This window comes from Bifidobacterium tibiigranuli, assembly GCF_009371885.1.
Lineage (GTDB): Bacteria > Actinomycetota > Actinomycetes > Actinomycetales > Bifidobacteriaceae > Bifidobacterium > Bifidobacterium tibiigranuli.
In genome coordinates this window covers 158,704-178,830 of record NZ_QLZA01000001.1, presented here as the reverse complement: position 1 = coordinate 178,830, position 20,127 = coordinate 158,704, and the positions used below count along the sequence as shown (strand labels likewise).

The window sequence follows — 20,127 nt, the reverse complement described above, 5'->3', positions numbered from 1 at the left end:
GGGAAACCTGGTGCCCCACTTTTGTATTTCCTTGTCTCCTTCGTGGCGTGGTGCTACCCCTTGCGTTGCACGCGTTTCCAAGCAGACACGCCAACACGACGGCTATGGAACACTGATGCCTTCTCCCCCATCTACAATAGGTGCGAGCGACATACGCATCCGCATGATTGCAATGAATGCGGCGAATGTGTCATGGCGCCTCGTCCGATGCACACCAAGGAGTATTCATCGTGTCCCACACCATCATCACCATCGCCAGCCCCGAGGGGGCCAATGGCCGCAATGTCGCGGCCTACGGCGTAGTCAGAGCTCTTGCCTCGCATTGCCGCACTGGCATATTCCGCCCTGTAGCATGCAGAAAAGAAACATTCACACAGGCCTTGCTTGACGGCGCGAATGCCGAACAACGCATTGAAGACGTGCGAGGCGTATGCCCATGCCAGGCATGTCGAGACAAGGCCGGGGCACGTGGCGATATCGTAGCCGCTTACGGCCGCGCCGCACAGGCTGCGCAGGCCGAAGCCATGGTCGTTGTCGGATCCGACAAGTCCGAGGTCTTCGATCCGGAGGGCTTCGTGCTCAACGCTCAGATCGCAGCCGACTTGAAGTCCCCGGTGTTTCTGGCGATCTGCACGATTCCACGCAATGGCAAGCAGGTAAGGCAGACCATAGAAGCCTGCACGCAGACCGTGGAACAGGCCGGCTCACAGGTCGCCGGCGTATTCGTGACCGGCTGCACCGGCGACAAGGCCGCTGACGCCAAGGCGGCGCTGGTGAATTGCCCTGTGCCCGTGTGGACGCTGCCGAAAATGAGCTTCCCGGACGATGACGACCCGCAGGCCGCAGCCAAGGTCGAGCAGGCTTTCGCACGCAATGCGCCGGCCGATGAGATTCTGGCCGCATTGGCTGCTCCGTTCGCAGCGCCGACCACGCCGTACGCCTTCCAGAACGAACTGCTCGCCAAAGCCAAGATGGCCAAGAAGACCATCGTGCTGCCCGAAGGCTCCGAAGACCGCATTCTCAAGGCGGCCGACTATCTGCTGGAACGCGATATCGTCAATCTCATCATCGTGGGCGATAAAGAATCCATCCTTGCCAGAGGCGAGGAACTTGGCCTTACATCGCTCGACAAGGCTGCGTACCAGGCTATGGACGATGAGACGGTCCTGAAGCCGATGGTTGACAAACTGTGCGAGCTGCGCGCCAAGAAGGGCATGTGCGAGGAACAGGCACGCGAGCAGCTGCGTGATGCGAGCTACTTCGGCACGATGCTCGTGGTGCTCGGCAAGGCCGATGGGCTGGTTTCCGGCTCCATCAATTCCACCGCCAACACCGTGCGCCCCGCTTTGCAGGTCATCAAGACCAAGCCCGGCACCTCGCTGGTATCCGGCGCGTTCCTCATGTGCTTCAAGGATCACGTCGCGCTCTTCGCCGACTGCGCCATCAACACCAACCCGGGCGCCGACCAACTGGCCGACATCGCCATCCAATCCGCCGCAACCGCCAAAGCCTTCGGCATCGACCCCAAGGTGGGTATGCTGTGCTATTCGACGCTCGGCTCAGGCAAAGGCCCGGACGTCGATCTGGTCGAGCAGGCCACGGCCCTCGTCAAGGCGAAGGCTCCTGAGCTCCCGGTCGTCGGCTCGATTCAATTCGACGCCGCATGGTCCCCCACCGTGGCTGCGTCGAAAGCCAAAGGCAACGAAGTCGCCGGGCACGTCAACGTCTTCGTCTTCCCGTCCCTCGCCGCAGGCAACATCGCCTACAAGGCCGTGCAGCGCACGTCTGGCGCCATCGCCATCGGGCCGGTGCTACAGGGGTTGAACAAGCCGGTCAACGACCTGTCACGCGGCGCTTTGGTCGAGGATATCGTCAACACCGTGGCTCTGACGGCCGTTGAAGCGCAGCAATAGACGGACCGCGTCATGTGTAGCTATTGCATAGTCGCTTTGCGGCCACTTTGTAAGCATTTTGTAGCCGCTGCCGAGTAATATCAAGCGCGGTAGATGCGCATCCGCACGGAGCGCACGCAACACAGCATACCAACAACATGGAGGAAGCCCACAATGGCGAAAACCGTCCTTGTCATCAATTCCGGTTCCAGCTCGATCAAGTATCAGCTGGTGGATCTGGAAACCGGCGAAGGCCTGGCCTCGGGCCTGGTCGAAAAGATCGGCGAGCCGATCGACGGTCACTACAAGCATGAATTCAATGGCGAAAAGCATGAGCTGGAAGAGCCCATCCACGATCACGAGCAGGGTCTCAAGCGCGTCCTCGATCTCTTCGGCGAGTACGGCCCCAAGCTGGAGGAAGCCGGCATCGTCGCCGTCGGCCACCGCGTGGTCCAGGGTGGCTCGGTCTTCCCGCAGCCCGCACTTGTCAATGACAAGACCATTGGCAAGGTCAAGGACCTCGCCGTACTCGCGCCGCTGCACAACGGCCCCGAGGCAATCGGCGCCGAAGTCATGCGCGCACTGCTGCCCGACGTGCCGCAGGTCTTCGTCTTCGATTCCTCCTTCTTCTTCCAGCTGCCCAAGGAAGCCAGCACCTACGCGCTGAACAAGGACATTGCCGACAAATACCATATCCGTCGCTACGGCGCGCACGGCACGTCACACGAGTACATCGGCTCCGTGGTTCCCGAAGTCGTCGGCAAGCCCGCCGAAGGCTTGAAGCAGATCGTGCTGCACGTCGGCAACGGTGCTTCTGCCTCTGCGCAGATCTCCGGCCGTCCGATCGACACCTCAATGGGTCTGACCCCGCTTGAGGGCCTGGTCATGGGCGGCCGCACCGGCGACATCGACCCGGCTGTGGTCTTCCATCTGATTCGCAACGCCCATATGAACGTCGACGAGCTGGACACGCTGTTCAACAAGCGCTCCGGCATGATGGGCATGACCGGCTTCGGCGATCTGCGTGAAGTCCACCGTCTCATTGCCGAGGGCGACGAGAACGCCAAGCTGGCGCTCGACGTTTACATCCACCGTATCGTCGGCTACATCGGCAACTACACCGCGCAACTGGGCGGCCTCGACGTGCTGACCTTCACCGCCGGCGTCGGAGAGAACGATGATATCGTCCGCGCTGCCGTATGCGACAAGCTCGCGCCCTTCGGCGTCAAGCTCGACGCTGAGAAGAACGCCACCCGCTCCAAGGATCCGCGCATCATCTCAACGCCTGACAGCTCGGTTATCGTCGCCGTCATCCCGACGAACGAAGAGCTCGCCATCGCACGCAAGTCCGCAGCTCTTGCCCAAGCCGGCAAGGATTCCTACGGCAACGTGTTCACACGCTGACGCACTGTGAACGTTTGCTGATACAGCTCGGCTGAGCTGCATGCATGTGAGCTGTATATATGATTGATGAATGAGGGGTCTCACATTGTGTGGCCCCTCATTCATATATGCACGTATACGCACGGGTTAGCTTATAAGCCTTATAACTCGGAGAGCCCATCATACGTCACAAGGCCCGCACTATCACGAATGTGGTGCGGGCCTTGTGACGTATTCCGGCGGTTATATGACACAAGGCCCGCATAAGAGTCAAGGTAATGCGGGGATTGTGACGTATGACGGCGTTCACACGACGCAGCGACCGCAGTAGGTGCGACTTAGTGCGGGGTTTGTGACACCGTGCTCCGTTGCATCCCAAAGCTAAGGCGCGTCTAGCCTCTGGCCTGGAGCATGCTCGTCCACATGCCGGTGAAATCGGGCAGAGTTTTACGTGTGGTGGCGATGTTCACGATATCGATGCCGTCAATAGCCAGTCCGAGCATGGCTGCGAAAGTCGCCATGCGATGGTCGGCGTAGGTCTGGATTATCGTACCTTGAAGCTGGTTTTTCGCCACCGGGGTGATTTCGATGCCGTCAGCCAATTCATGGGCCGTGCCGCCTATACGCTCAATCTCGGTGACGAGCGCCTGCAGCCGGTTCGTCTCATGACCGCGCAGATGGCCGATGCCCACCAGAGCGGTCGGCGCATCCGCCAGCGCACACAGCGCCGCGATACTCGGCGCAATCTCCCCCGCCGCGCTCAAGTCGTACTGGCCGAGTCCATGAATCGTACCAGTGCCAGTGACACGCAGCAGTGCGGCAGCCGGAGCGTCGTCGGCGAAACCAGTGCTGTTGGGGCTGTTGCTGTCGCTATCGACTAGGCTGCCGGCAGGCCATGGCTTCCCGTCCCAGCTCACGGATGCGCCCATGCGCTGCAGCAGCGCGGGCAGCAGTCCGCCCGGCTGTGCGGTCTCCTTCGGCCAGCGCGGCACGCTGACCGAGCCACCGGCAATCATCGCCGCGCCCAGGAACGGCGCCGCATTGGACAGATCGGGCTCCACGACGACTTCATGAGGCAGCGCGAGTCCCGCAGGCCCGATAATCCAATGGCCCGGTTGCGGCATCTCGATATGCCCTCCGGCACGGTTCACGTCTTCCATGGTCATGCGGATATGCGGCATACTGGGCAGTTTTTCGCCAGTATGCACGAGTTCGCAACCATGCGGCAGACGCGAAGCAACGAGCAACAGACCCGAGATGAACTGAGAGGAAGCCGAGGAATCAATGGCGATATGCGCCATGCGACTCTCGCTGTCACCTGCACTACTGGCAGAATCTTCGCCGTCCCACAGTGGCGGAGTGATTGTAAACGGCAGGAATCCACGCTCGCCGTGGTACTCGATGCGAGCGCCCAGCTGCTCAAGCCCGTCGAGCACCGGCTGCATAGGCCGTGCGTACGCCTGTTCATCACCGTCGAAGCGAACCGGCCCATCCGCGAACAGTATTAGGCACGGGACGAAGCGCATCACCGTGCCAGCCAGCCCGCAATTGACCGTCACATTGCCATGAAAAGCACCGCTAACTGGCGGCGTGACCCGCACTGTCGTACCGTCATCGTTCAGTGACTCGCACTTGGTTCCGAGCCGCTCCAAAGCCGCCATCATCAACTCTGTATCGCGCGAGCGCAGCAGGCCCTTCAGCGTGACCGGCCGGGTCCCCAACGCCGCCAGCACCAGATAGCGGTTCGACAGCGATTTGCTGCCCGGCACCTCGACAACGGCGTCGAGCGGATGCAGCGCACGCGGCGCAGGCCAGGGATCAGGAAAAGACGTTGCAGAACTTGTCATGTCAGCCATCGTATCGGCAGAACGCTACATGGACGACCAGCGGCAATGCATTGAAACGCAGCGCGATGACGCACCAGAAAGTTGGTACGCCACCGCTGGGGATTGGGCTGCTGTCTATAATGCTCTCGGAGCAATTAGTGTGATGCTCGCGGCACAATCTGAAACGAGCATCCACACCAATCTTGACTACTGCTGGTCATCCTGTTCGTAGATGGCTTCGGTGATACGCTCCCGCAGCTCCACGAAGCGCGGGTCGGAACGCACCTTCTCCATATCCTCGGGATTCGCAGTATCACGAGGAATGTCGATGGGGATATCCATTTTGATGGTTCCAGGGTGCGCAGTCATGACGATGACCCGCGTGGCGAGGAAAATCGCCTCGTCAACGCTGTGGGTGATGAAGAACACCGTGTTCTTATGGTCCTCCCAGATGCGCAGCAATTCATTCTGCAGCCGCTCGCGCGTCAAGGCATCCAGCGCCCCGTACGGCTCGTCCATCAGGATGAGATCCGGGTCGGTGGCGAGTACTCTGGCGATTTGCGCACGTTGCTGCATACCTCCGGAGAGCTCGTAAGGTCGACGATCGGCGGCATCCTTGAGACCGACCAACTCTAGATACTGTTCGGCCCGCTCCTTCCGTTCGTCCTTCTTCACATTCTGCATCTTCATGCCGAACTCCACGTTGTCGCGCACGGTAAGCCACGGATAGAGCGGCGGCTTCTGGAATACCACGCCACGACGGGGACTCGGCCCTTCGACCTTGGCGCCGCGGAAGATGATTTCTCCCTCAGTCGGTTTCTCGAAACCCGCCAAGGCATTGAGCAATGTGGTTTTGCCGCATCCGGAGCGGCCGACGACGCAGATGAAGTCATGCTCCTTGATCTGCAGATTGATGTCGTGCAGCGCAATGACCTCATCTCCTTCCTGTGTGGTGAATCGCTGTTGGAGTCCTCGAATATCGGCAGCAATCCCCTGCTTGCTCATCGCAGTGCGCTCGGTCAGCTCGTCCCAAGCCATCGTCTGTTCACTCATCGTGATGCTCCTTTCGTATCGTGCCGATGCAGCCGCTACTGCTTCGCCACCGCATCAATCGCCGTTGTGTAGAGCGCTGGCGCATAGTCGTCGTTCACAGCGTCAAGGTCGCCTTGACCTTTGAGGAATTGCGCAGTTGCCTTGAAGATGCCGGGAAGCTGGTCGGAGAATATCTTGGACTGTTCGGAGGCGTTCGGGTAGGAATAACCTTTGAACTGAGTTTTGACTTCCTCAGGGCTATTGCCAAGCTGCGCCGATATCGAGTCCGCAGCGCTGGAGGGGTTGCTGGCAATCATGCCAACCGCATAGTTTTCGACTGCGGTCCAGGTCTTGACAGCGCTGGGATTGGCCTTGATGAAGTCACCTGAAACCAGTTCCATATCGAAGGTCGCGGCACCGTTCTTAGCTGTTACCGCACTCGACGTCACCATAGAGCCCTTGTCTGCCTTGAGCTTGGACAGCACTGGGTCCCACACCCATGCCGCGTCTATCTCGCCACGGCTCCAAGCCGCAGCCATTTTATCGGGGTCGAGGTTGATGAGGTGGACGCTTGACGAGTCCATGCCTGCCTGGCTGAGCGCGGACAGCAGGCTGAAATGCGAAGTCGAGCCAAAGGGCACAGCGATGTTCTTGCCGGCGAGATCCTTGATCGACTTGGCTGACGAGTCGCGAGTTACCAAGGACTCCGCCTCGCCAATGATGTCATGAATCCACAGGACCTTGACATTGAGATTCAACGGAGCCGACACCGACTTCACGGCCGGGCTTGAGCCGGCCAGTCCCAGATCGACCGAACGCGAGCCGAACGCCTGGACGACATCGCCGCCGGAGTTGAACTGATTCCATTGGATGGTCGCATTCGGCATGCAGGTTTCGAGCATTTTACGATCCTTGACGATGAGATCGGCATTCGCGATGGCCTGCCAAGCGATGCGAATGGTGCCTTTGACGTCCTTATTGACTGCAACGGGGCATTTCTCAGCTGATGCCCCGGATGCGCCGGAAAGCTGGTCGGCCTTCTGCATCGCCCCGCATGCTCCAAGTGTACTAACGAGCATGGCGCTCACCGCGACCGAGATGCCCTTGGCCCATGCGCTTCGTGAATTTACGAATACCGTTGTCTTGCGTTTCATAATCATGTCCTTTTTTGAATCGATGAATACATAACCGGTTGTGCTGATTTGACTGATTTGGCCTGTGCTGACTTGTCTCTCATTCCCTGCCGACCCATGGGGTGACCATCCGCGTGAGCAGTACGATCAGCCCATCAAGGGCGAAGGCCGCAACGCCGATGACGATGATGCAGGCGATGGTTAGCGGAGTGTTGAGCTGCGTGCCAGACAGGTAGGCAAGTGCGCCGATGCCGGGGATGCCGTTGTTCAGCTCGGCCGCGACGACTGTGGTCCATGTGAATCCGACGGCCAGCCTGATGCCGCTCATGATCGACGGCAGCGTGCTGGGAAATACCACATGAATGAAGGTCTGCAGCGTGCCGGCACCCAATGATTTCGCTGAATTGACGCGATCTGTGCTCACCCCGGAGATTCCCTCCACCGTTGCCAAGACGATGGGCGGGCATGCTGCGAGGAACAGCAGCCATATCTTCGAAGTGTCACCGATGCCGAACCAGACGATAAGCAAGCCGATATAGCCCAGTGGCGGCAGCGCGCGAATGAAATTGACATAAGGCATGACGATGCGATTGAGCCAAATCACCGATGCGAGCACGAATCCCAGCAGCACGCCGGCGAGAATCGCGAATCCCATGCCAACGCCGATGCGCTGCAGACTGGCCAGCAGATGCTGCCAGAGGAAGTATTCCTGCTCGCCGCATACGATTTTGCTTGACCCCTGCGTGATGGGGTGGCAGTTGTTTGATTCGACTAGTGCACCCCACACAGCGCCTGGACTTGGCAGATACAGAGGGTTGACCAGCTTGGCGGCAGTGACCGCCCACCAGACGACAATAAGCAGAATCAGCGAGATAATCGACTGAAGTCTACGTGAACCATTGGCAATTGTTGATAGCATTCGCTGTTTCATCGTTCCCGTCTTTCTCATTGGATTGCTTCCTGTAAGATCGCCGGGCCGCTTGTTTCCTATCCCGGCAATCGGAGTTAACCGATGCCGGCCAAGCTACGATACATTGCGTCAAGCATGTCATCGCTGATTTCAACCGGATTGTTGTACAAGTTAGGATGTCTGCTGATGCGCACCAACTCGGCTATCTGCTCGTCGCCAAGGGACAGGTCCCTCAAATCGGTGCGCAAGCCCAGACTCGCTTTGAGCTTGTAAATTGCATCCGCCATGGCACTGGCATTTGCAAAGCCAAGCGCCCGGGCGAATTCCTGTACTCGGCCGCCTTGGGCGTCCTGATTAATTCTGGCGAAATAATCTAGCGTCAGTGCGCATGCCTCGCCGTGCGGGATGCCGTAGAGGTTCGTGAGCGGGAAGGAGCAGGCGTGCGAAGAGGTGGTCTTGGGCAGGGTGAATGCCAGGCCGGCGATGATCGAGGCCTCGCACATCTTCTCCCGCGCCTCTATGTATGTAGCCTCGTCGTCGTGATGAGCGGCGGCGATGAGCAGATACTGGAACACGAGTTTGGCCGCATGCAGCGCGCAGGCGTCGCATATCGGCTGGTGGCCCTTGCTCCAGAATCCTTCGATTGCCTGGCTGAGCACATCCATGCCGGTGCACGCCGTGACATATGGCGGCACGGAATAGGTGAGCTCGGGGTCGACGATCGCCACGCTGGGGTAGAACCCGTCTGAGACGATCGGCGCTTTCTTGCCCAGCGCGCGGTTGGTGAGCACGGATACGCAGGTGACTTCGCTTCCCGTTCCCGCCGTGGTAGGCAGGGCAATCAAGGGCAAGTGCTCGCCCGGCAAGGTCTTGTCGGTGCCGTGGTATTGCGCGATGGATTCATCGACCATGCAGATGCTGGCCGCCGCTTTGGCGAGGTCCATCGCGCTGCCGCCGCCCAAGGCGACCACGAATTCGCAGCCGTTGGCCTTGATCGCCGTGGCGCAGGCGTCGACTTCCGTGACATCGGGGTTGGGCGAGAACTGCGAGAACACCGTGGTCAGCATGCCATTGCTGGCATCGACCAAGCGCTGCGCCTGTCCGTTGCGCACGAAGGATGGCGTGGTCACCAGCAGACCATTATGCAGCTCCATCGAGGCGGCCACGTCGTTGACTTCCGTGGCGCGGCCTTTGCCGAAGCGGATGGCCACCGGCTGTGCATAGTCCCAGTTCATCGTCTCACCTCCTTAGTTGTGGTGATTTCAACGTTGTAGATCTCAACGTTGTCGTTGCTATTGGCCGTCAGTCGCACAGGTTCTCATCGACCCATGTGAGCACTTCGTCGAGCTTGGGAAGCTCCTCGCGTAGCTGCTCCTCGGTGATGGTCAGCGGCGGGCAGACGTTGATGTTGCTTTCGCGCCCGAAGGTGGCGAATCCCTTCTCCATGAGCTTGCCCATGATGGTGGGCATCACCGAATGCGCGTCGTGATACGGCGACATCAGCTCGCGGGTCTCCTTGTTCTTCACGATAGTGAGCGCGGCGAACAGGCCGATGCAGCGCGCCTCGCCTACGCAGCGGTGCTTGGCCTGCATGCTTTCGAGGTAGGGCTTCAAGATGGCTTCCATCTCCATGACATGCGCGCACACATCATGTTCGGCGTAGTAGTCCATCGTGGCGACGCCGGCGGCGCAGGCCAGCGTATGGCCGGAGTAGGTCAGGCCGCATTGCAGCACGTTGTCGCAGAAGTAGTCGGAGATGGCCTTGGAGACCACCACTCCGCCCAGCGGCACATAGCCGCAAGTCACGCCTTTGGCGAAGCTGAACATGTCAGGCTTGATGTCGAAGTTCTGCCAGGCGAACATCTTGCCCGTGCGGGCAAAGCCAGACATGACCTCATCGCAGATCATCATGATGCCGTACTTGTCGCACAGCGCGCGGATGCCTTCCAGATATCCCTTCGGCGGCGGAATCACGCCGTTGGCACCCACCACGCTTTCCAGGATGATCGCGGCGACGCTCGTCGGGCCTTCGTACTGCAGCTGCTCGTCGAGACGCTGCAGATAATCGGCGGTCACCGCCGCGTCATCAACGCCGCGCGTGTAGCCGTTCTCGTACATGTTCGCGTTCATGAAGTGCACGAATCCCGGCAGCGATCCGCCGGTTTCGGCGGCGAAGCGGCGCCAGTCGCCCGAGGCGTTCGAAGCGGCGTATGTGGCGCCGTGGTAGCTGCGATAGCAGCTCAGGATCTTCGCACGGCCGGTGACCATGCGGGCCATTTTGATGGCGTTCTCATTCGCGTCCGCGCCGCCATTGGTGAAGAACACGCGCTGGTAGAAGTCGGCTCCCGCCACTTCGACCAGCTTTTCGGCCAGGCGGGATTTCGGCTCGGTAGCGTACGCAGGCGACATGAAGCATATCCGGTCGGCCTGTGTCTTTATGGCATTGACGATCTCGGGCAGCTCATGGCCCAGATTCGAACACACCAGCAGCGAGGACATGTCGGCGTAGCGCTTTCCCGCATAATCCCAGAAGTAGATGCCGTCGGCCTTGGAAATCGCCGTGACGTCGCCTCCCTGCTTATGCCAGGGCTGCATCACATGCTCGCGGTGCATCTGGACCACCTGTTCTCCTGTCAGTTCCTCCATTGCGTTCCTTCCTTTGTGAGAGCGGGCCGCGCCATCAACGAATACGTTGCTGATGCACGAATACAGTCCGTGCGAAGCGGTTGTCATCTGACCGTGAGGAGCTTGTATTGCTTATCTCCGTGGGTCTTATCTAGCAGTCTATGGAGGTGATACTCAGCCAGCAATGCGCCAGCGCACGAGACTCTTTGTGCTCCAGCATAAAGAAACAAATGGTGCCGCAGTGCTGACGGTGGTCATGGCTGCCGCTCTGATTGCGGCTTTGGCTGCGGCCTGAAGGCGGTTTGTGCGGGTCTGGAAAGAAAGGAACGAGAAGGCTTGCGGCAGCTCTGTTCAACGGTCATTTACAGCTTGCTCTCAGGCTTTTTGGCTCATTTCAGCCGTTCGTGTCTGCTCTCAGCAGTCGAGCAGCTCCTTGACGTGCAGCCCGATGAGCAGCTCCATTCGCACCGAGAAATCGGAGAGGTTCACGCCCAGAAGGTCCTGTATCTTGCTGATCTTGTAGTTCACGGTGTTCCTATGCACGAACATGCGTTCGCTGGTTTCCTTGATGCTGCCGCTCGAACTCAGATAGTTATTCAGCACCTGCGTCAGGTCGCCGTCATTCACCCGGTCATACTCGATGAGCGGGCCGATGCTGTTGATGTAGTAGTCCTCGAGGATTTCCTGGTCATCGATTGAGAGCAGCAGCCTGTCGACGCCTGCCTCGTCATAAAACAGCGGGTCGCGTGGCTTACCACGGTGCCGCTGCAGCCTGTCGAGCATAAGCCCCTGATGGTAGCTTTTGCCGATGCACCGCGCGGAATGCGTGACCTTGCCGACCCCTGCGAAGATCTGCTCGTTCTCCGCAAGCGATTCGACGCAAAGCGCAAGTATCTCATGCACCATCGCGGCGACAGCGTCAATCGCGTATCGCGCAAACACCAACACGATGCGGTGCTCGATTGTGAGCACCACCGAGCGCCATTGCCGCATTGTCATCAGGGATTCGATCTGGCGCACAAAGGCATCGAGCCGCGAATCGGGTACGTGGGCCCCGGTCGCGACGCCTCGTGCCACGGAGCATACATCGAACACGGCGACGCAGTAGTTCCAGTCCTTGCCGAAGCCGTCCTGCTCCATGTACTCCATGTACATCTCCTCGCGCGCGGGCCAGAAGATGGCGTTCTCCAAAGCCGCGGCGAGCTCGATGCTGTGCTTTTCGCTCATGGTGATGTCGAGGCTGAACTGGTGCATGATCTGCGCCATATGCTCGCTCCACGGGACCCGGAACAGCGGGAAGTCGCGCTCCTTGCAGAATTGGATGACGTCGGGGCCGATCGAGTGGATGAACGGGCCGAGGTTAATGACGATGCCGCTGGCCCCGCAGTGGTAGGCGCTGGCGACCAGCTCCTTGAGGTCCGCCTGCGATTCCAGGCCGATGCCCGTGGTAAAGGCAATCTCCTGGCCCTCCAGGAAGCCGGCGATCTCCTCGTTCTCCACCATATGCACCCATCGCACCGGGCGCTCCAGCCCTTTCGAGCCGGTCACCAGCACGATGTCATGGCCCTGCGCCAGCGCCTGCTCGTACAATTCCTTCAATCGAACCGTCATAGCCAGATGCTCCTTTTCTGCTCTTTTCGAGACTCTCGTCTGCCCTCCGTCCGGCGCCACCTTGCCGGCGCAAGACGCTCACAGCACAATCGAGATGCCGGAGATAATAAGCAGCACATAGGTCAGCAGCAGAAACGCATGCTGACTGATGCGCTGCTGCAGCCGATTGCCCACGACTATCGACACTGCAAGCAATGGCAGCCCCAGGGCCGCCAGCATCAGCGCATGCTCATTCCATTCGCCGGCCACAACTTGTTGCGCACCCATGAAAGCGTTGAGCACCACCCACACGCAGGAGACGGTCGCCCGAAATTCGTTTTTGTCGCGCAGCACGACCACGGCATACATCACTAGCAGTGCTCCCCCGGATACGAACAGCCCATGCACGACTCCGGCCAGCAACAGAATCGCGATAAGAACCCACCGGCGTGGATTGGCGCGCTCGGAGAAGAACAGACCGCGCACCGCCACGAGAATGATGAAAATCCCATATGCCTTCTGCATGGGAGCGAGGGGCAGCACTCCATATAGCAGGATGCCAACAGCCATACCAATCGCCATGAAACCGACAATGCGAGCGAGCTCACGCCACCGGATGTGCCGACGATCCTGTATGCCGATCCACAAGCAGGACGCGAACGCCATTGCGTTGAGTATCACGCGGGCCTCGCCCGTGCCTATCAACAGCATCGAGGCGGGCATGGCCAGCACTGTTCCCGCGAATCCCGTGATCGCCTGGATGACATTCGTAGCAAACAGCACCGCCAGGAACAACGCATCGCGCATCGTACTGCTCACGTCCACCTCCTTCATGAGGTCGTCCGCAGCCTTGTCTGCCCACGAGTCACCTGCACGAATACGCACGATACAGACCCAATGTAAAAACGCGATTACGAGCGCACAGGCGTCTTTGTCTGTGTAGCGGCACTTATTCGCTACATGTGTCGCGTCATGTCATCGCTACAACGCCGAACATATGTATGCTTTAGAGTTCCCCGGTCTCGATGTATTCGAGCACCGTGCCGTCAGGATGCCGGGCGATCAGCCGTGCGCCATTAGGCCCGGAAGCCGGCCCTTCCAGCAGCTCGCCGCCCGCGGCCCGAATGGCCTCAACAACCTGCCGGATATCACGGACATTCACCGTGGCCGCATGAGAGCGCACCTCATCCGACGCGCCTTGAACAAGCAGGAAAGCGCCCACCTTCGCCAGCCGAACCTCGCCAAAATCGAGACGCTGCGGAATCTCCCCATCAGACAATCGCTCATACAATGGCAGCGCCTTCTCGATGTCATCCACATACACGCGTGCAAGCACGCTGACGATATTGCTGCGGTTCATGGTCGGCTTCCTTTCTCGAGCATTGTTGTACATTAGCTCCGGCATTCAGCATAGCGATGGTCTTGAATCCAAAAAGTTTTATCAGTCTACTGATAGGACTTTCCCAATTAGAGAGGTTTTATCAGTCTACTGGTAAAACTTTTTTTGATTGATGGTGCGCACAAGAGGATTGATGGTTCTGATCCAGATGGATGTGATAGCTTATCGGCATGAATGCAGGCATAGGCACCGATTGGATCGAATACCGACGCGAAGGCGACCATGAACGCTTGGGCTGGATTGTGCCAGAAGGCGATGGCTTCGTCGCCATCGATCTGCTGGGCGAGCGCCGAACCGGGCCCGTGGACTGGATGGAAGCCGAGCGGTGTCTTGACGAACTTGGCCTGTCGTATCTGTTTGAGCCATATGACATGCTGACCGAGGCAGGCGAATGGGTTCCCGTTCGCATCGTCAATGCCTCCCCCAGCTCCATCGAGGTCAAATCCGAGGACTACGGTGCCATCGACGCGCCATCCACCGCATGGACACTGCCATTCCCGAAGCCAGCTGTGCTGCGCTCGGCTGCAACCGCTCGGTGATATGCCGAGACGAACGGCCCGTCTGTCTATATCACGAGGAAAAATTCGGAATTTCGGACTCACTCAAGCGAAATAGCCGTAATTACCAGGACTTCTTGATATCGATGCCGACGATCCGCAGCCGGCCCACAGCCGATATACTTAAATCCGCTGCGAGACGAACATGTCAAGGCACTCCCTGATTCAGCAACAACATGGCGGTATGCTTGAGGCTGATACGTTGGAGTATGCCCACTTAAGGAAAGGCGACATTGCATGGCGGACGTCTACGTGGTTCACGGCTTCGAATCGAATCCACAGGCCAACTGGTTCCCTTGGCTCAAGCAGGATGTCGGCACAGCATTGGGACTTGATGTCGAAGTGCTGAATCTGCCCGATCCGTCCCATCCGACGCCGCAGGCATGGGATGTGGCGTGTGACGCACAGATTCAGCAGGCATCCGGGTTCACCATCGTCGGTCACAGCCTCGGATGCATCCAAACCGTGCGATTCGTGGAACAGCATGATTTGCATGACGTCAACCTTATTCTGGTGTCGGGCTTCGATGAGCCGCTAAGTACCATTCCGACCCTCGACGATTTCACCAAAACGCCCATCGATTATGCCAAGGTGCTGCCGAAAATCGCCCATGCAGCGGTGGTCAGCGCCATGGATGACGACGTGGTGCCGTTCGTCTACTCGCAAACGCTCGCTCGCCACCTGCACGCGCCCTTCATGCTGCTGCCCGAAGGCAAGCATCTGAACTGGGAACAGGGCTACACAAAGCTTCCCATCGTCGAAACGATTCTGCGGGAGTTTGTGACCGTTTCGGACGGACAGTAAACGGCCATAACTCTCGGCGAGCTTGAGATTCCGCTCTCCGCCAGCTGCGCGCATCTGCAGGCAGGCTCTTTCAGGCGGTCGCACACAGCTAATCCCAATTTCGCATGACACAATGGCCCTATGATGTTCGCTCTTTTCCAAAACGAAGGCTCCAAGCTGGGCGGCGCGCTGCAATCGATATGGGTCTCCTCAACGACTCGATTGCCGCCGCTCGACGCGCACGGAACCCTGTTGTGCGTGCTTATTGCGCTTGCCGCGGTGTTGATCGGCCCGGCGTGGCGCGTGACGAGAAACGCCATCACCATCGCGCATGAAGGCGGGCACGAGCTTATCGCCGTACTAACCGGCCGCAAGCTCGAATCGATTCGTTTGCACGCCGACACCTCAGGCGTCACCGTCAGCGCAGGCCGAGACCGCGGTCTCGGCCTGATTCTGACGACCTTCGCAGGCTATATCGCCCCTGCGCTCTGGGGATTGGGCTGCGCGGCGCTGGTTGCGAACGGATTCGCGACTGCGGCGCTATGGCTGCTCGTAGTACTGCTGGCCTTCATGCTTGTGCGTATTCGTAACGGGTACGGCTTCGCTGCCATTATCGTCGCGCTGGCGCTGACCATCGTCATATCGTGGTGGGGTGCCGCTATTCTGCGCAGCTATGCAGGTTGTACGCTGGTCTGGTTTCTATGTTTCGGGGCAATTCGCCCATTGTTCGAGCTGTATCGTCAGAGGGCAGCGCGTGGTGCCCGCGATTCCGACGCCGATATGCTGGCGCAGGATACCGGCATTCCGGCGACACTGTGGATACTGCTGTGGCTCGCGCTGGATTGCGGCACTCTATGGCTCGCCGCGCACTGGATGACGCAAGATGCCGGCGGTATTGCTGCCGTATTCTCACCAAACGGATTGGGACGGGGCATTCTTCAATAATCTAACGGCTTGTTTTATCTGATTACGTCGAATCCTGATATGGGATCCTTACGCTTCTCATAACGGACAACGCACTGGGCTTTCAAAAAATATGGAGACAGCCCGCGGCTGCCGCTGTGCTCAGCGACGTGCGCTCGTACATCGCGCACTGCTACAAATCATCCACAGGATGATTTGTCGGGATGACAGGATTTGAACCTGCGACATCCTGCTCCCAAAGCAGGCGCGCTACCAAGCTGCGCTACATCCCGAATGCCCAACGGGCACAGCTCTCTATTGTATCGTAGCCTTGGACCGGGCATGACCCCCCGTGTTAGCCTGACGAGTCGGACGCATAGGCATCGCGTCCTGTCTTCGTACATACCGGGCGGATACAATGGGCACGCGACGCACGGGCAGCGCGGCGCATTACGCCAATGTGTGCCTTGCAACGCAGACGACAGAATATGGAGCAGAGCACAGACCACGGCGTAACCACGACACGCAAGCAACAGCGCAAACGTAGGAAGGGCACGGAAAGAACGGCTATGGGGCGGCATCAGCATGCGGAATCGGCGGGACTCATGTCCTTCCTGTGCTGCGCCTTGATTGGCGGCATCGCCATGATGATGTACTTGCAGTTGGCACCGCCGATCTGGCAAGTGAGCCGCAGACTCTTCACCGTGTTCTCGGGCATCGTGGCCGCGTGCGGCGTGGTGTCGTTCATCGTAGCGTATGCCGGCAAGTCACGCTCGTTGAAAGGTCGACGCAGCTGGCTTGTCGTTACGCGCAGACTTATCGAGATCCTGGCACTATCAGTCGTCTACGCCGCCACGCTGTTTCTGGTCACGTTCATGGTGCTCGGCGTCATCAACGAGCTGATGGGACGCTCTTTCATCGGCTATATTTCAGCGCTGTGCGCCGGATTCGCCGGCGTGTCGGGCTATGTGACCTTCGTGCAGGCTTCGCTGATGGACGCGAAGACACTCGCCTCGCTGCTGCCTTTCTTCGTGGTGTCCGGCGTGAGCACGGCAGGGTTGACCAGCGACGACCCTTACTGGTACAACAACAACTTCTCGCAGCTGGGCGACCGCACGACCTTCGCCGCCCGCATGTTCAACTCCACGCTGATTCTAGCTGGCATCTGCATCATTATCATCAGCTACTTCTCGATCTCCGAACTGGTGACCACTTATCGTATGCGCAGCCTATGGTCTGACGGGCATGCCCCCGGGCATACCGACGCCATCCCCCACTTCAGAACGCGCGTCGCATGTCTCGCCGCGCTGCTCACGCTCTCCGGCATCGACTTCATAGGAGTCGGCCTGTTTCGCTATACGCCGTACCCTATTGTCCACAATGTCTTCGCGCGCGGTCTCCCGGGCATTATGACGGTGCTGCTCATCGGGCTGCCGTGGATTGCGCCACAGCTGTCGCGCGCCATGTATCTGCTTTCCGATCTGGCAATCGCCGTATGCGCCGGCGCGGCAATCGAATGGCTGCGGGCGGATAACACGCTGACGAATGTGGAGGCGCTGGCAGGACTGCTATTTCTGGGCTGGTTCATCGTCTTCTCGCGTCAGATCGCCGCCATTGAGGCCGACCGCATCCAGACGCAGCTGCTGCACACCCAAGCCAGCGATATACTGCCGTCAAACGACCCGCCTGCCCCATTCGGCGACACCAGCGACACCAACGCTAATGACAGCATCAGCAACACCGATAGCGCCAGTGACAACACCGACAATCCTGATAACACCGACACCACCGACCTCGCCAGCGCAGACAGCAGCGTTCCGCCGGAGCAGCTCAACTCGCGCATCGCGGCGGAACGCTAAGGCACTAAAGCGCTAAAAACAGCGCCCAGCAGACGCTACCTCCCTCGGCACCTGTCAAAAACCTCCTACGAAAGCCTTCAGAAGTTAAGCGGCAGCTTGGGCTTCTTGGCGCTCATGAGCAGCAGGAAGCTGCGCGACTGCGCGGTGATGGAGAAGCCCGCCTCATAGCTTAGCTCCGGCCCATTGGGGTTATGCGTGTCCACGATGAGCTGCCATTTGCTGCCGTACTGCTCGTCAGGCAGCGTGAACATGATCGGCTCGTAGTGGGCATTGAAGATCAGGATGAAATCGTTGTCGACCATCTGGTTGCCATACCAGTCGGTTTCCGGGATGTCCGACCCGTTGAGGAAGAGCATCACGGAGAAGGCGTGCGTGTTCGACCAATCGTCGATGTCCATGATCGAACCGGTGTGGTCGAACCACTCCGCCTGCGGAATCGTGGAGCTGTCGTCGTTGGGTCCGCGCCCGGTGAAGAAGCGACGCCGGTGCAGCACCGGGTGCTCAAGCCGCAGGTGAATGAGCTTGGAAACGAATTTGCACAGATCCTGCCGAGATTCGTCAAGATCCCAGTCCGTCCAGGAGATCTCGTTGTCCTGGCAGTAGGCGTTGTTGTTGCCCTGCTGGGTGCGCGCCACCTCGTCGCCGCCGCTGATCATCGGAATGCCCTGGCTCACCAGCAGCGTGGAGAACAGATTGCGCATCTGCCGCTGGCGCAGCTCGTTGACATCATTGATGTTGGTCGGCCCTTCGACCCCGCAGTTCCACGAGCGGTTGTTGCTCTCGCCATCGCGGTTGTCCTCGCCGTTGGCCTCGTTGTGCTTGGAGTCGTAGCTCACCAAGTCGTTCATGGTGAAGCCGTCGTGCGCGGTGATGAAGTTCACCGAAGCCACCGGGCGACGCCCGTTCACCTGGTAGAGGTCGGAGCTGCCCATCAGCCTGCTCGTGAATTCAGGCAGTGTGGAGGGCTGCGAGCGCCAGAAATCGCGCACGCAATCGCGGTATCGGCCATTCCATTCGGACCAGCTGGAAGGGAATCCGCCGATCTGGTAGCCGCCGGAGCCCAAGTCCCAAGGTTCGGCGATCAGTTTGACGCGGGAGATGACCGGATCCTGCTCCACGATGTCGAAGAATGCGGAAAGCTTGTCGACCTCCTGGAACTGGCGGGCAAGCGTGGCGGCCAGATCGAAGCGGAAACCGTCGACGTGCATTTCGGTGACCCAGTAGCGCAGCGAATCCGTGATGAGCTGCAGGGCGTGCGGCGAGCGCATGAGCAGTGAATTGCCGGTGCCGGTCGTATCGAAGTAATGCCGCTTGTCATGGTCGACCAGGCGGTAATAGGACTCGTTGTCGATGCCCCTGAAGCTCAGCGTAGGGCCTTTGTCGTTGCCTTCCGCCGTGTGGTTGTAGACCACGTCGAGGATGACCTCCATGCCGGCGCGATGGTAGGCCTTGACCATTGATTTGAACTCGTTAACCTGCTCGCCGCGCTGTCCGGAGCTGGAATAGGAGTTCTGCGGCGCGAAGAAGCCGATGGTGTTGTAGCCCCAGTAGTTGCTCAGGCCCTTCTGCTGCAGGAAGGGATCGTTGATGAACTGGTGGATCGGCATGAGCTCGATGGCCGTGACGCCGAGCTTTTTGAGGTATTCGACGACGCTGGGATACGCCATCCCCGCATAGGTGCCGCGCAAGTCCGGGGGAACGTTGGGGTTGAGATTGGTCATGCCGCGCACATGCGCCTCGTAGATGACCGAATCGTGATACGGGATGTCCGGCAGCTGGTCGCTGCCCCAATCGAAGTACGGGTTGATCACGGCCGCCTTCATCGTGTGGTCGGCCGAATCGAGCGTGTTCATCGTCGTCACGTCGTCGGATTGGTCGAAACGATACGAATACAGGCTTTCGTCGCCGTCGATATTGCCTTCGATCGCCTTCGCATACGGGTCAAGCAGCAGCTTGTGCGGGTTGCAGCGCAGTCCGTTGGCCGGGTCGTACGGACCGTAGACGCGATAGCCATAACGCTGCCCTGGCTGGATGCTGGGAATATAGTTATGCCAGATGTAGGAGTTCTGTTCTGTCATCTCAATGCGAGTCTCGTTGTTGTTCTCATCGAAGAGACACAACTCGACCTTCTCGGCCACCTCAGAGAATAATGCGAAGTTTACGCCGGCACCGTCAAAGCTTGCGCCCAGCGGATACATGGAACCTGGTCTGATTTGCATAGACACTAGTATGGCA

At 59.2% G+C, this 20,127-nt stretch carries 16 protein-coding genes and 1 tRNA gene; 6 read left to right on the top strand and 11 right to left on the bottom strand.

The features are described 5' to 3' along the window. Positions 1-230 precede the first annotated feature (230 nt). Together pta and DDF78_RS00870 are read left to right on the top strand one after the other, a co-directional pair. Positions 231-1,913 carry a phosphate acetyltransferase gene (pta, locus tag DDF78_RS00875; protein ID WP_202613159.1) on the top strand — a complete coding sequence of 561 codons (1,683 nt, stop codon included), beginning with the start codon at positions 231-233 and terminating at the stop codon, positions 1,911-1,913. Positions 1,914-2,066: 153 nt separating this feature from the next. Further along, positions 2,067-3,296: an acetate/propionate family kinase gene (locus tag DDF78_RS00870; protein WP_152579846.1), complete on the top strand. Its 1,230-nt coding sequence runs from the start codon at positions 2,067-2,069 to the stop codon at positions 3,294-3,296. A gap of 371 nt (positions 3,297-3,667) precedes the next feature. On the opposite strand, the gene aroA is transcribed toward DDF78_RS00870, so the two are convergent. The 9 genes from aroA to DDF78_RS00825 all read right to left on the bottom strand — a co-directional run bounded on the left by aroA (position 3,668) and on the right by DDF78_RS00825 (position 13,751). Further along, a complete protein-coding gene (aroA, locus tag DDF78_RS00865) occupies positions 3,668-5,122 on the bottom strand; it encodes a 3-phosphoshikimate 1-carboxyvinyltransferase (RefSeq protein ID WP_202613158.1) in 1,455 nt (484 codons plus the stop codon). Between the two features lie 186 nt (positions 5,123-5,308). Next, on the bottom strand, positions 5,309-6,154 hold the full coding sequence (locus tag DDF78_RS00860; protein ID WP_202613157.1) for an ABC transporter ATP-binding protein: 846 nt from the start codon (positions 6,152-6,154) through the stop codon (positions 5,309-5,311). A 35-nt stretch (positions 6,155-6,189) separates the two neighbouring features. Next, positions 6,190-7,287: a taurine ABC transporter substrate-binding protein gene (locus tag DDF78_RS00855; RefSeq protein ID WP_202613156.1), complete on the bottom strand. Its 1,098-nt coding sequence runs from the start codon at positions 7,285-7,287 to the stop codon at positions 6,190-6,192. 79 nt (positions 7,288-7,366) lie between these two features. Next, a complete protein-coding gene (locus DDF78_RS00850; RefSeq protein WP_202613155.1) occupies positions 7,367-8,185 on the bottom strand; it encodes an ABC transporter permease in 819 nt (272 codons plus the stop codon). Positions 8,186-8,271: 86 nt separating this feature from the next. Further along, positions 8,272-9,411 carry an iron-containing alcohol dehydrogenase family protein gene (locus DDF78_RS00845; RefSeq protein WP_152579849.1) on the bottom strand — a complete coding sequence of 380 codons (1,140 nt, stop codon included), beginning with the start codon at positions 9,409-9,411 and terminating at the stop codon, positions 8,272-8,274. A 67-nt stretch (positions 9,412-9,478) separates the two neighbouring features. After that, a complete protein-coding gene (locus DDF78_RS00840) occupies positions 9,479-10,822 on the bottom strand; it encodes an aminotransferase class III-fold pyridoxal phosphate-dependent enzyme (RefSeq protein ID WP_152579850.1) in 1,344 nt (447 codons plus the stop codon). A gap of 393 nt (positions 10,823-11,215) precedes the next feature. Beyond that, positions 11,216-12,412: a PucR family transcriptional regulator gene (locus tag DDF78_RS00835; protein ID WP_152579851.1), complete on the bottom strand. Its 1,197-nt coding sequence runs from the start codon at positions 12,410-12,412 to the stop codon at positions 11,216-11,218. 78 nt (positions 12,413-12,490) lie between these two features. Beyond that, positions 12,491-13,210, bottom strand: a complete 720-nt coding sequence (locus DDF78_RS00830) for a sulfite exporter TauE/SafE family protein (RefSeq protein WP_162000633.1) — start codon at positions 13,208-13,210, stop codon at positions 12,491-12,493. Positions 13,211-13,397: 187 nt separating this feature from the next. Continuing rightward, positions 13,398-13,751, bottom strand: coding sequence for a VOC family protein (locus DDF78_RS00825; RefSeq protein ID WP_152579853.1), 354 nt, complete (start codon positions 13,749-13,751; stop codon positions 13,398-13,400). 209 nt (positions 13,752-13,960) lie between these two features. Between DDF78_RS00825 and DDF78_RS00820 the strand changes: the two genes are divergently transcribed. The 3 genes from DDF78_RS00820 (at position 13,961) to DDF78_RS00810 (ending at position 16,075) form a co-directional block, all read left to right on the top strand. After that, complete coding sequence (locus DDF78_RS00820; protein ID WP_152579854.1) at positions 13,961-14,329, top strand: hypothetical protein; 369 nt, start codon at positions 13,961-13,963, stop codon at positions 14,327-14,329. A 255-nt stretch (positions 14,330-14,584) separates the two neighbouring features. Continuing rightward, positions 14,585-15,151 (top strand): RBBP9/YdeN family alpha/beta hydrolase, encoded by a 567-nt coding sequence (locus DDF78_RS00815; RefSeq protein WP_152579855.1) that lies wholly within the window; start codon positions 14,585-14,587, stop codon positions 15,149-15,151. Between the two features lie 120 nt (positions 15,152-15,271). Further along, complete coding sequence (locus DDF78_RS00810; protein WP_152579856.1) at positions 15,272-16,075, top strand: M50 family metallopeptidase; 804 nt, start codon at positions 15,272-15,274, stop codon at positions 16,073-16,075. Positions 16,076-16,252: 177 nt separating this feature from the next. Here DDF78_RS00810 and DDF78_RS00805 read toward each other — a convergent pair. Further along, positions 16,253-16,326 (bottom strand) — tRNA-Pro (locus tag DDF78_RS00805). Between the two features lie 276 nt (positions 16,327-16,602). On the opposite strand from DDF78_RS00805, the gene DDF78_RS00800 reads away from it, so the two are divergent. After that, the gene (locus DDF78_RS00800) at positions 16,603-17,892 is read left to right on the top strand and encodes an ABC transporter permease (protein WP_237564505.1); all 1,290 of its coding nucleotides are present in this window, start codon (positions 16,603-16,605) and stop codon (positions 17,890-17,892) included. A 77-nt stretch (positions 17,893-17,969) separates the two neighbouring features. Here the strand turns inward: DDF78_RS00800 and glgX are convergent, their stop codons facing one another. Next, positions 17,970-20,090, bottom strand: coding sequence for a glycogen debranching protein GlgX (gene glgX / locus DDF78_RS00795; protein WP_162000649.1), 2,121 nt, complete (start codon positions 20,088-20,090; stop codon positions 17,970-17,972). Between the last annotated feature and the right edge of the window lie 37 nt (positions 20,091-20,127).